Raw genomic sequence first — 11,255 nt, forward strand, 5'->3', positions numbered from 1 at the left:
CTACTCTTCAGTAACGAGGTAGCAATGACGCGCCGAGTGACTGTTGTATCCCTGCTCACGGCCCTGATAGCAGCGATTCTGGCCCCGACCGCCAGCGCGGCGCCGCAGTACCGGAACTACGTCTCACTCGGGGACTCGTTCGTCTCCGGACCGTTCATCCCCCTGCAGCGGCTCGACCCGCTGAGCTGCTTCAAGTCGACCCAGAACTACCCGTCGGTCATCGCCCGCGAGCTCGGCATCGCCCACTTCACCGACATCTCCTGCGGTGGCGCCCAGACCAAGGACATGGCAGGCGCGCAGAGCGGCTTCCCCGGCCAGTCCGTGCCGCAGCTCTCCGCCCTCAAGCCGGACACGGATCTCGTCACCGTCTCCATCGGAGGCAACGACATCGGGTTCGGCGAGATCATCCAGAACTGCGCGAGCCGCGGCCTGCTCGACCCGTACGGCGCGCCCTGCAAGGCGTTCTACGGCAACGAACTCGCGCAACGCATCGACGCCACCGCACCGAAGGTCGCGAACGTCCTGCAGGCCATCAGACAACACTCGCCGAAGGCCAGGATCGTGGTCGTCGGCTACCTGCGCATCCTGCCGCCATCGGGCGGGTGCTGGCCCGTCGTGCCCATCGCGAGCGGCGACGTGCCGTACCTCGACACCATGCAGCAGCTGCTCAACGGCATGCTCGGCGCGCAGGCGAAAGCCGCGGGCGCCGGCTGGGTCAACCCGTACGACATCAGCCTCGGCCGTGACGTGTGCGCGGCTCCCTGGGACAAGTGGGTCGAAGGCCTGATCCCCACCCGGCCGGCGTTCCCGGTTCACCCGAATGCGAGCGGCATGGCAGCGGTGGGTAAGCAGGTCGTCGCCGCACTCGCCGGGACGGGGCTCGCGGGCGTCTAGTTGCACGCAGTCGCGTCGGTTTACACGATCTGGTGTTTACCGCCGAGTCGCGTGGAATTCTCGGTCCTTGCCACGTCACAGTGTGGACATGGCAAGGACCCCCCTTTTGTTTGCCTGCCTCGCGCTGGCCGCTCTCGTCGTCCCCGCTACCGCGCAGGCAGCACCTCCCGCAACCGGCCTGGTGCTGTCGGTGCGTCCGGAGATGGGCACGCTCAGCACCACGCGGCTCAACTGCCAGCCCGCGGGCGGTTCGCACCGCAACGCCAAGGAAGCGTGCGACGGCCTCACTCCCGTCAACGGCGACTTCACCAAAATGAAGCCGGCGGCCGACGTCGCGTGCACCATGGAGATCAACATGACCATCGCCACGCTGAAGGGCAAGTGGCGCGGGAAGAAGGTCAGTTTCGAGCAGACCTACTCCAACCCGTGCGTCCTGCGCGTGAACACCGGCAAGGTGTTCGACTTCTGAGACCGCGATCTCCGGTGTCCCGCCGCACCGTCGTCGCGGCGGGACACCGGAGATCGCCCTTCAGCCGGGCAGACCCCACGACGGTGCCGGAGCACCGATCACCGGGCCGACCTTCAGGTCCGGCTTGTCCCCGTTGCGGTGGATGACAGCTTCCTCGCCGCGCCGCAGCTCGATGCGCAGATCTCCGTTGGGCAGCACCGAAAAACGCTTCGGCCGGCCCGTGTGATCACGCACGACCGGGTCCTTGATGTCCGTCCGGACGACACAGGGCGCACCGGCCTCGCTCCGCAGCTTGATCCACCGCGTGGCGCCATTCTGGCGGGAAGCGCTGAGCAGGAACGCGCCCTGCGTCCGGAAGTTGTCGAGCGAGATCTCCGGCCACGGCACCGCGGGGAACACGCGCATCACGCCACCCCAGCTCTGGCACAGCATGTCGTACATCGACTGCACCGCCGAGAGCGGCGTTTCGATGACGGGACCGGACTCCTGGTACATCGTGTTCGGCTTGATGTACCGGCGCATCAGCTCGCCGAGGTAGAAGTCCGCCTTGTCTCCGCGCAACATCTGCGCGGAGATCGAGGCGGCGCCGGTGAACGTGTAGCCCTGCAACGCACCCTCGAAGCTGATCCAGTGGTTCAGCGACGTCTCGATCAGCTGCCGCTTGGCCGGGTCCTCCCACGTCACCTCGTACAGCGGGTAGATCTGCAGCAGGTGCGAGTAATGCCGGTGCGACTTCGCGAACGGCACACCCGCGCCGATCATGTACCCGTTGGCGTCCACCGGGTACGGCGTGAGGTTCGCGAGCGTGTCCTGCCACTTCGGGATCAGCGGATCGTTGACGCGCAACGACTTCGCGGACTCCAGCAGAGTCAGGCAGCCCCACCGGATCAGCGCGAGGTCGTAGTTGCAGTCCGGCGCGTTGACGCCGTACTCGGGCGAGAACGTGATCGGCAGGTGCCACTTGCCGTCCGAGCCCTTGGTCAGGAAGTGGAAGTAGTAGTTGATGGCCCTGCGCAGCAACGGGAACAGCACGTTGCGCAGGACACGGTCGTCCATCGTGTGCCGGTAGGTGAGCCAGACGTTGTGCAGCGTCCAGGTCAGGTTGCCGACCTCGGGCGTCGGCACGTCCTTGCCGGGAATGCCCACGCCGTAACCGGAGTTGCCGATGCCCGCGCCGTTGTTCAGCACGGTGTCGGTGGTGCGCGGGACACCGGCGGAGTCGTGCCGGTACTCGGCGGGGACCTGCTCGACGAGCACGTCGCGATACCTGTCGACGGAGTACGTGACGGCGTCGAAGTCGACGTGGTTGGAGCCGTGGATCAGCCAGTACTCCAGCTGCACGTTGAGGTTCCACCACGTGTTGGGCCACGGCGTGTTCTCGAGCCACGGACCGCATGTCGCGATCGCGGGCGCTTCTTTCCGAGCGGCGGAAGCGAACTTGTACAGCTGGATCCAGTAGAACGCCTGCAGCCGCTTGTCCGGAATGGACAGGAAGCTCCTGCGGTAGAAGTCGTGCCACCACAGCCGGTGGCCGACGGCGAGGCCCTCGATCGAGCCGCACCGGACGTTGCCGATCGCCTTGCGCACAGCGGTCTTCTGTGGGTGCGACCACGCGACGCTGGTGAACAGCGTGCGCCGGGTGCCGCGGGTGACCTCGCGCCACGCTGTCACGTGCTCGCCGCCCGCGTTCAACGGCTGCACCGCGAGCTGCACGTCACCGGAGCTGGTGAGCTGCACCGGCGGGTTGTCCGTGAAGCCGGCCGGTGCGGGCTTGTTCCACTTCGGGTCGGTGCGCGGGCTGATGGCCTTGAGCGGGTGGAAGACCCACCTGAACGTACGCTCGCCCTCGCTCGCCTGAACGTCGATCGCGTAGAGGTCGCGCTCGGTGTGGATGAACGCGCGTAGCTTCAGGCTTCCGGCGGCGGTGGTGATCGTGCCGGTCAGCTCGGCGTTCCAGAGGTCGAGCCGCCAGTCGACGGCGGTGATCGCGCCGACGGGTTCGAGCGTGAAGTAGCCGATGGGCAGCCGGGCCAGGCCGAACAGCGCTCCGAACTCCGGCCGGTGGTCCTGCACCTGGGAGTGCTGGACGTTGAATCTGACGGCGTTGGCGCCCGGTTCGGCGTAGATGCCGGAGCCCAGGAAACCGTTGCCGAGGTACGGCCCCTCGAACCAGGTCGTCGGCATCTTCTTCCAGATGAGATCCGATGACCCGATGAAGTCTCGCCAGTTGAAGTCATCACCCGCTGACGCGATGTCAGGGAGCAGCGCACTGCCCGCTACCCCGGCCAACGCGCCTCCGATCAGCGTGCGCCGGTTGAGTTCGACCACGTTTGGGCACCTCACTTCAGTGTGCGGTCAGGTCCACGCGGGCGGCGATTCATCGGATCTTTCGTGACCGTCCCAGCCGAGTCAAGAGGTTCAACTTCCCCGCGCTTGACCAATCTGGTTTGTGATGCAAACCTGATTGCAGACGAGTGCAATTGGGGGAACTAATCATGACCGTTGATCCGAAGGGCCTGCTCAGCGACCTCACCGCGATGCGCGAACGCGCCCGCGCCGACCGGCGCGGCTACTGGCTGCCGTTCCTGCTGTTCGGGCTGATCACGCTGGGGGCGACGCCGTTCTACGCGCCGAAGTACTGCGTGCCGAACGGGCAGGACCCGCAGCTCGTGGAGCCGAGGCTGTGCTCGTGGAGCTCGGCGGACCAGCCGTGGCTCTACCACTGGCTGCACCCCACCGGCCAGCTGATGGGCCCCGTGTTCAACGTCCACCAGCCGGGCGTCGCCGCGGACATCTACTGGATCATCGCGCTGCTGTGCGGTTGTCTCGCGGTCGTCCAGTGGTACCGGTGGCGCGCCGCGCAGGTCGGTGTGGAGACGCCGACGCGTGTGTACGCCCAGGTCACGATCTTCATGCTGCTGCTGCAGCTGATCGGCGTCCCGGTGCTGAGCGAACTGTTCTTCGGCCGGGTGGGCTGGCAGATCGCCCTGCCCGTCACCGTGGCGGTGATCGTCGCGGCGACGTGGCGCGTGCGCAAGGTCGGCTTCACGCTCGCGGTGCTCGCACTGTTCGGTCTCGCACACTTCGTCACGTTTTATCCGTACGGCCCGATGCTCGTGCTGGCCACGAGCCTGGTCGGCCTCGCCTTTCTAGAGCGCAGCACGGTGTGCACGGTCACCGTGGCGGTCTTCGCCGCTACCGTGCTGTTCGTGAACGAGGCGGGACGGTTCGGCTTCTACTGGCCGCAGGCGGTGGAACAGTTCGCGAGCACGGTGCTGCCGGCGTCCGTCCTGCTCGTCGGAGGGATCATCGGGTCCGTGCGACGGGAGGCAGCGCAGTGAGCGAGAACCCCACCGCGGGGCTGGACGACACTGTCCACCAGCGACACCGGCTCGGCGTGCTGACCATCGCGGCCGAGACGAAACGGGTGGAGTTCTCGTACCTGAAGTCGGCGCTGGAGCTGACCGCCGGCAACCTGTCGCGGCACATCACCGTGCTGGAGCAGGCCGGCCTGGTCGAGGTGGAGAAGGGCTACGAGGGGAAGCGCCCCAAGACGTGGCTGCACATCACCGGCGCCGGCCGCGCCGCTCTCGCCGCGGAGATGGCAGCGCTGCGGGCACTGCTCGAGCGGCACGACAGTCGTCAGAACTGCCTGCGGTAGACGGAAACGTCGTCGCGCCACACGCCGAACGCGTCCGGTGCGGATTGGACGATCGTCATCTCGTTGAGGGTGCCCAGGATCCGCCACGCCCGCGCAACCGCTTGCGAGCCCGCGAAGGCGATCGTGCAGAACTTCCTTGGCTCGACGACCGTGCGCACGCGGTCGACCTTGCCGACGCTCATCGGCGTGTCCTGCCACAGGTCCAATGTGTACCCGGTGCGGATGGGATCACCCGACCCCAGCACGCCTTCGATGCTGACGACCAACCTGTCGCCCTCCAGGCGCAGGTCGTAGTGACCGCTTCGTGGTGGAGCGCCGCCGGTGTACGCGGAGCGTGCCGGATCGAGCACCCAGTGTCCTAGAAACGGCACGAGGTCGTCACTCATGTGTGTCTCCTTCGCGGAACCTGCGCCACTGGCGGATTGTCCGGCGCATCGAGGTGGGCGACCATCACCCGATGAGTTATGAGACGGGCGTTCGGTGGAAGTGGATTCCGTTCGTCGTGCTCGCGTTCGTCCTGCTGAGCTGGCTCGTGTTCGAGGCCCTCGACCTCATCGACTTCGCGGGAGTCGTGACATGGGTGCGCGGCATCGACCCGGTGTGGGCGGCGGTGGCGATCTTCAGCCTGCTCGTCGTGGACGTGCTGCTGCCTGTGCCGTCCACTCCGCTCATCGTGCTGGCGGGGACGGCACTCGGCGTACCGCTGGGGCTGGCACTCGCGGTCGTCGGATCCCTGGGCTCCTCTGCCGCAGGGTACGCCCTCGGCAGGTTCGCGCGCCCGTGGTTGGTGCGCAGGGTGGTGACCATTGACGAACTGACCGAAATGCGGCGGTGGGGGCGTCAGTTCGGGCCGTGGTTCTTCGGGGTGGCGCGCGGTATTCCGATGATGGCGGAGACCGTGTCGGTGTCCGCCGGGGTGTCGCGGGTGCCGTTCGGGACTTTCACGCTGTACACGCTCATCGGAACCGTTCCGATTTGTGCCGCGTACGTGCTCGCGGGGTCACGCGCTGAGACCATCGAGGAGATCGTGATGATCAGCGCTGTCGGTTTTCTGGTGACCGTCGGCCTCTTCTTCCTGCTGCGCCGGCTGGTGAAGGCCGCGCCGTAGAAAAATCGCTGGCGCCGTGTGGTTGTATGAATGTGCGCCCGGTGCGCAGCAGAGGGTTACTTCTGGTGATCACTCAGGTTCGACTCCTGAAGCCGGTCTCGGCCGGTCTTCGCTCACTCCGGTGAGCACGTCACCTTCCGCGACTTGATCTCGGGCGCCCAACAACTCCACATCGGCCGGAGAAAATATTCGCTGGCGCGGCGTGGTTACATAGTTTCGCACCCGGTGCGAAGCCAACGGTTACTTCGTCTTCAAAACGCAAATGTCCCGTTGGCGAACTGATCTCGGGAGCACACAACTTCACACGTGTCCGGTGCGAAGCAGAGGGCTACTTCCATTTGGGATGGGCGGGTCGTGGGTTCGAATCCCACCAGCCATTGCGGCTGTAGCTCAGCTCGGCAGAGCAGCTTGTACCTTCCGCGATCTTGATCTCGGACACGTGTGGAGTTCGTGGCTCCCTTTCTTCGTCTTGAGGGGGGAAGAGCCGATGGCGAAGTTCAACATCTTTCGCGCACGTCCGGCGGGCACCAGCCCGGTCGCCACGGCGCCGGCACCGTCCGGCCGCACCTACGAGGGCGGCGACGGCTACGCCCGCGACACGAAGTCCGAGCTGTTCCTGCTCGCCGTGTCGAACATGGGCGGCGAGCACACCTTCTACGAGTCCGGAAACCAGCGTGACACCCGGTTCGCACACCTCGTCCACGACGCCGCGCTCGCGGATCCGGAGTGGACCGCGCGACTGCTGAAGTGGCTGCGCGGCGAGGCGAACATGCGCACCGCGTCGCTCGTCGGCGCGGCCGAGTTCGTGTACGCGCGGCTCGTCGCCGAGTCGGACGCTGGTGTCACCAACCGGGCCGTCGTGGACTCCGTGCTGCAGCGCGCGGACGAGCCGGGTGAACTCCTCGCCTACTGGACGAGCGTGAACGGCCGGCGCGTGCCGAAGCCGGTCAAGCGCGGCATCTCCGACGCCGTGCGGCGCCTCTACGACGAGCGCGCGGTTCTCAAGTGGGACAGCGACGCCCGCGGCTTCCGCATGGCCGACGTGCTGAACCTCGCCCACCCCTCGCCTGCCGCCGACTGGCAGGGCTCGCTCTTCCAGCACGTGCTGGACCGCCGCCGCGACGGCGACGTGGCGGTTCCGCCGGAGCTGCGCGTGATCGCGGCACGCCGTGAGCTCATGGCGTGGCCGGTCGAACAGCGCCGTGAGCTGTTCACGCGGCCCGACGCCGCCGACGTGCTGCGCCGGGCCGGGATGACGTGGGAGTCGGTGGCCGGCTGGTTGCAGGGCCCGATGACGAAGGAGGTGTGGGAGGCGCTCGCGCCGTCCATGGGTTACATGGCCCTGTTGAGGAACCTCAGGAACTTCGACGAGGCAGGCATGTCCGACGAGGTCGCCGCCCAGATCGCGGCACGCCTCGCCGACCCCGGCCAGGTCGCGCGTTCGCGGCAGTTCCCGTTCCGGTTCCTGTCCGCGTACGAGGCGGCACCGAGCCTGCGCTGGGGCCACGCCCTGGACCAGGCGCTGCAGGCGTCGCTGCGCAACCTGCCCGCGCTGCCGGGCCGGTCGCTGATCCTCGTCGACACCTCGGCGTCGATGACGGGTTGCGGTGTCTCGGCGAGGTCGAAGGTCAGCCCGGCCAAGGCCGCGGCGGTCTTCGGTGTCGCGCTGGGCGCCAAGGGCGAGCAGGTCGACGTGGTCGGCTTCGCGGACGGCACGTTCCGGCACGACATCGCGCCGGGCGCGTCGGTCATCCGCACGGTCGACGCGTTCCTGAAGCGGATCGGTGAGGTCGGGCACGGCACCGACATCGTCGGGTCGCTGCAGCGGACCTACCGCGGCCATGACCGGGTGTTCATCATCTCGGACATGCAGACCATCGCCGGGCCGTACGGAACGGGCGTCGCGGACGTCGTGCCGCGGCACGTGCCGGTCTACGGCTTCAACCTGGGCGGGTACCGGCAGGCGGCGTTCGCGACCGGCAAGGCCAACCGACACGAGTTCGGTGGCCTCACCGACGCGACTTTCCGCATGGTCCCGTTGCTCGAGGCAGGTCAGAACGCCGACTGGCCGTTCTGATCAGGCAGCGACGCGGGTGAACACCTCGGCCGTCTCGGCAACGCGGCGGCCGAGGTGTTCGGCCGTCGCGATGTCGGCCTTGTGCACCTGGTCGGGCCCCTCGTCGTTGTTCGACTGGGCGGCAGCGCCGAGGAAGAAGCCGAGCCGGTTGATGTCGTGCTCGGACGCCTCGCTGGTGTTCCAGCCGGGGTGCAGGCCGGGGTTCACCCAGTGCATGCCGTGCTGGGCGGCGAGCACCGTGAAGAACTGCAGGGTGTTGAGCTTGTCGCCGCTCTTGGAGCCGGAGTTGGTGAAGCCGGCGGCGAACTTGTCCTTCCACGAGTGCGTGAACCAGCGCTTCGAGGAGTCCTCGGCGAACTTGTGGAACGCGCTCGACGCCGTGCCCATGTAGGTCGGCGAGCCGAACACGATGGCGTCGGCGTTGTCGAGCAGCTCCCACTGGGCGTCGGTGATGGTCTCGACGTTGATCAGGTGCACGGTCGCACCCGCCTCCAGCGCACCCCGCTCGACAGCGGATGCGAGGACAGCGGTGTGGCCGTAGCCGGAGTGGTACGCGATGGCGACTGAGGTCATGCCCCAGAACGTACACTAACTATTGGTTAGCGCAAACCATCAGTTAGCGCTCACTGGAGGTATGCTCTGCGACATGGAGTTCAACGTGTTCGCGAAGACGTGCCCGTCACGTCCGACGCTGGAGCACGTCACCGGCAGGTGGGGCAGCCTGACGTTGGGCGCGCTCGTGGACGGACCGCTGCGGTTCAACGAGCTGCGCCGGAGGGTCGACGGTGTCAGCGAGAAGATGCTGTCCCAGACGCTGCACGCGCTGGAGCGCGATGGGCTCGTGCACCGCGATGCACAGCCCACGAACCCACCGCGCGTCGACTACAGCCTCACGCCGCTCGGGCGGGAGACGGCCGAGCGGCTGCTGTCGTTGATCCACCACCTGGAAGCGCGGATGCCCGAGGTGCTCGAGGCACAACAGGTGTACGACGCCCGGTGAAAGGCGGCGCGGCGGAGATCGGCGTGCTTGCCGAGATCAGCACTCGATGACGTTGACGGCGAGGCCGCCGCGTGCGGTCTCCTTGTACTTCACCGACATGTCCTTGCCGGTGTCGCGCATGGTCTTGATGACCTTGTCCAGCGAGACGAAGTGCGAGCCGTCGCCACGCAACGCCATGCGCACGGCGGTGATCGCCTTGATCGACGCGACGGCGTTGCGTTCGATGCACGGGATCTGCACCAGGCCGCCGATCGGGTCGCACGTCAGACCGAGGTTGTGCTCCATGGCGATCTCGGCGGCGTTCTCGACCTGTTCCGGGGTACCGCCGAGGACCTCGGCGAGACCTCCGGCGGCCATCGAGCACGCCGAGCCGACCTCGCCCTGGCAGCCGACCTCGGCGCCGGAGATCGAGGCGTTCTCCTTGAACAGCACGCCGATCGCGCCCGCCGTGAGCAGGAACCTGACCACGCCGTCGTCGTTGGCTCCCGGCACGAACTTCGTGTAGTAGTGCAGAACGGCGGGCACGATGCCGGCGGCGCCGTTGGTCGGTGCGGTGACGACGCGGCCGCCCGCCGCGTTCTCCTCGTTGACCGCCAGCGCGAAGAGCGTCACCCAGTCCATGACCCGCAGCGGGTCGGTGGCGAAGTGCTCGGCCTCCAGCCGCTTGCGCATCTCGGCGGCGCGGCGGCGGACCTTGAGGCCACCTGGCAGGACGCCGTGCTCGGTGCAGCCGCGTTCCACGCATTCCTGCATGACGCGCCAGATGTGCAGAAGTCCTTGGCGCACTTCGTCTTCACTGCGCCACGACAGCTCGTTGGCCATCATGATCTCACTGATCGACAGGCCGGTCTCGCGGGTGCGCGCGAGCAGCTGGTCGCCGGTCAGGAACGGGTGCGGCAACGGCGTGGTGTCCGGCTTGATCCGGTCGGTGCCGCTCGCGTTCTCGTCGACGACGAACCCACCGCCGATCGAGTAGTAGACGGCGTGCTCGACCGACTGGTCGCCGCTGTAGGCCTCGAAGCTCATCCCGTTGGGGTGCAACGGAAGCGACTTGCGGCGGTGCATGACGAGGTCGCGGTCGTGCACGAAGGCGATCTCGTGCGTGCCGCCGAGCCGCAGTCGTCCACTCGCGACGATCTCCTCCACGCGGGAGGCCGCGACCGCCGGGTCGACTTCTTCCGGGAGGTTGCCTTCCAGGCCGAGGAACACGGCCTTCGGGCTGCCGTGGCCGTGCCCGGTCGCGCCGAGCGAGCCGAACAGCTCGACGTGCACGCGGTCCACTTCGGACACTCGCGCGCCGAGCTTCTCGACGAACATCGCCGCCGCGCGCATCGGGCCGACCGTGTGGGAGCTCGACGGCCCGACGCCGACGGAGAAAAGGTCGAAAACGCTGATCGCCACTGATCAGTCCTTCGTGGTGGTGGTTGCGCAGTCAGTCTTTGGTGAGCTCGGCGTACTTGGCAGCGGTGAGCAGGTTCTCCGCCGACTCGACGCGCACCTTGAACAGCCAGCCGGCGCCGTACGGCTCGTTGTTGATGATCGCCGGGTCGTCCACGACCGCGCTGTTGACCTCGATCACCTCACCGGTGACGGGCGAGAACAGGTCGCTGACGGACTTGGTGGACTCGAGTTCGCCGCACACCTCGTTGGAGACGACCTTCGCACCGACCTCGGGGAGCTGAACGAAGACGATGTCACCGAGGGCGTCCGCGGCGTACTCGGTGATCCCGCAGGTCAACGGGTCCTGGGTACCCGGCGTCCAGTCGACCCACTCGTGTTCGTGGGTGTAGAGCAGGTTCTCGGGGAACTCCACGGCGACTCCTCTGGCTGTGACGGGTCAGGAAACGTGCGCCCCCTCCGCCGTGCAGAGTTGCCTACCCCGAGCGGTCTTGCTGCCTGAGAGTGTGCGGGAGCTTGCCCCTTCGGCGCCTCGACCGGTTCGTCGAGGTCTCTCCCACTCGGGTTCTGGTGCCTCTCGGGCACCGCGGCCGGTCTTCAGTTCTCGGCGCGAACGCTATGTGCGGCCACCGCCAGGTGTCAACGCGA

The 11,255-nt window shown here is 67.3% G+C and carries 12 protein-coding genes and 1 riboswitch; of the genes, 7 read left to right on the forward strand and 5 right to left on the reverse strand.

The genetic code is table 11. The annotated features are described in order from the left end of the window. Positions 1 to 24: 24 nt before the first annotated feature. Together JOD27_RS15460 and JOD27_RS15465 are read left to right on the forward strand one after the other, a co-directional pair. Positions 25 to 894 carry an SGNH/GDSL hydrolase family protein gene (locus JOD27_RS15460; protein ID WP_204762945.1) on the forward strand — a complete coding sequence of 290 codons (870 nt, stop codon included), beginning with the start codon at positions 25 to 27 and terminating at the stop codon, positions 892 to 894. Positions 895 to 982: 88 nt separating this feature from the next. Next, a complete protein-coding gene (locus JOD27_RS15465) occupies positions 983 to 1,363 on the forward strand; it encodes an SSI family serine proteinase inhibitor (protein ID WP_204762946.1) in 381 nt (126 codons plus the stop codon). A gap of 60 nt (positions 1,364 to 1,423) precedes the next feature. Here the strand turns inward: JOD27_RS15465 and JOD27_RS15470 are convergent, their stop codons facing one another. Then, entirely contained in the window at positions 1,424 to 3,691 is a 2,268-nt protein-coding gene (locus JOD27_RS15470) for a glycosyl hydrolase family 95 catalytic domain-containing protein (RefSeq protein ID WP_204762947.1), read from the reverse strand. 167 nt (positions 3,692 to 3,858) lie between these two features. On the opposite strand from JOD27_RS15470, the gene JOD27_RS15475 reads away from it, so the two are divergent. After that, positions 3,859 to 4,704: a hypothetical protein gene (locus JOD27_RS15475; protein WP_204762948.1), complete on the forward strand. Its 846-nt coding sequence runs from the start codon at positions 3,859 to 3,861 to the stop codon at positions 4,702 to 4,704. Beyond that, positions 4,701 to 5,024, forward strand: a complete 324-nt coding sequence (locus JOD27_RS15480) for a transcriptional regulator (RefSeq protein WP_204762949.1) — start codon at positions 4,701 to 4,703, stop codon at positions 5,022 to 5,024. Before JOD27_RS15475 ends, JOD27_RS15480 begins: the two co-directional genes overlap by 4 nt. On the opposite strand, the gene JOD27_RS15485 is transcribed toward JOD27_RS15480, so the two are convergent. After that, a complete protein-coding gene (locus JOD27_RS15485; protein WP_204762950.1) occupies positions 5,006 to 5,410 on the reverse strand; it encodes a hypothetical protein in 405 nt (134 codons plus the stop codon). The genes JOD27_RS15480 and JOD27_RS15485 overlap by 19 nt on opposite strands. Positions 5,411 to 5,481: 71 nt before the next feature. Here JOD27_RS15485 and JOD27_RS15490 point away from each other — a divergent pair, with 71 nt between their 5' ends. Together JOD27_RS15490 and JOD27_RS15495 are read left to right on the forward strand one after the other, a co-directional pair. Beyond that, on the forward strand, positions 5,482 to 6,132 hold the full coding sequence (locus tag JOD27_RS15490) for a TVP38/TMEM64 family protein (RefSeq protein ID WP_204762951.1): 651 nt from the start codon (positions 5,482 to 5,484) through the stop codon (positions 6,130 to 6,132). 487 nt (positions 6,133 to 6,619) lie between these two features. Beyond that, a complete protein-coding gene (locus JOD27_RS15495; RefSeq protein WP_204762952.1) occupies positions 6,620 to 8,209 on the forward strand; it encodes a TROVE domain-containing protein in 1,590 nt (529 codons plus the stop codon). Here JOD27_RS15495 and JOD27_RS15500 read toward each other — a convergent pair whose 3' ends face one another. Further along, positions 8,210 to 8,782, reverse strand: coding sequence for a flavodoxin family protein (locus JOD27_RS15500; protein ID WP_204762953.1), 573 nt, complete (start codon positions 8,780 to 8,782; stop codon positions 8,210 to 8,212). A 73-nt stretch (positions 8,783 to 8,855) separates the two neighbouring features. On the opposite strand from JOD27_RS15500, the gene JOD27_RS15505 reads away from it, so the two are divergent. Next, the gene (locus tag JOD27_RS15505; protein ID WP_204762954.1) at positions 8,856 to 9,209 is read left to right on the forward strand and encodes a winged helix-turn-helix transcriptional regulator; all 354 of its coding nucleotides are present in this window, start codon (positions 8,856 to 8,858) and stop codon (positions 9,207 to 9,209) included. Between the two features lie 36 nt (positions 9,210 to 9,245). Here the strand turns inward: JOD27_RS15505 and JOD27_RS15510 are convergent, their stop codons facing one another. Both JOD27_RS15510 and gcvH read right to left on the reverse strand, forming a co-directional pair. Further along, on the reverse strand, positions 9,246 to 10,610 hold the full coding sequence (locus JOD27_RS15510; protein WP_204762955.1) for an L-serine ammonia-lyase: 1,365 nt from the start codon (positions 10,608 to 10,610) through the stop codon (positions 9,246 to 9,248). Positions 10,611 to 10,641: 31 nt separating this feature from the next. Beyond that, positions 10,642 to 11,022, reverse strand: coding sequence for a glycine cleavage system protein GcvH (gcvH, locus tag JOD27_RS15515; RefSeq protein ID WP_112269035.1), 381 nt, complete (start codon positions 11,020 to 11,022; stop codon positions 10,642 to 10,644). A 61-nt stretch (positions 11,023 to 11,083) separates the two neighbouring features. Beyond that, positions 11,084 to 11,176: riboswitch (glycine riboswitch) on the reverse strand. Between the last annotated feature and the right edge of the window lie 79 nt (positions 11,177 to 11,255).

The organism is Lentzea nigeriaca, assembly GCF_016907955.1.
Taxonomy (GTDB): domain Bacteria; phylum Actinomycetota; class Actinomycetes; order Mycobacteriales; family Pseudonocardiaceae; genus Lentzea; species Lentzea nigeriaca.

Coding starts and splice junctions, on each gene's coding strand:
- JOD27_RS15460 (WP_204762945.1), top strand. CDS start 25: ATGACGCGCCGAGTGACTGTTGTATCCCTGCTCACGGCCCTGATAGCA.
- JOD27_RS15465 (WP_204762946.1), top strand. CDS start 983: ATGGCAAGGACCCCCCTTTTGTTTGCCTGCCTCGCGCTGGCCGCTCTC.
- JOD27_RS15475 (WP_204762948.1), top strand. CDS start 3,859: ATGACCGTTGATCCGAAGGGCCTGCTCAGCGACCTCACCGCGATGCGC.
- JOD27_RS15485 (WP_204762950.1), bottom strand. CDS start 5,410: ATGAGTGACGACCTCGTGCCGTTTCTAGGACACTGGGTGCTCGATCCG.
- JOD27_RS15490 (WP_204762951.1), top strand. CDS start 5,482: ATGAGTTATGAGACGGGCGTTCGGTGGAAGTGGATTCCGTTCGTCGTG.
- JOD27_RS15495 (WP_204762952.1), top strand. CDS start 6,620: ATGGCGAAGTTCAACATCTTTCGCGCACGTCCGGCGGGCACCAGCCCG.
- JOD27_RS15500 (WP_204762953.1), bottom strand. CDS start 8,782: ATGACCTCAGTCGCCATCGCGTACCACTCCGGCTACGGCCACACCGCT.
- JOD27_RS15505 (WP_204762954.1), top strand. CDS start 8,856: ATGGAGTTCAACGTGTTCGCGAAGACGTGCCCGTCACGTCCGACGCTG.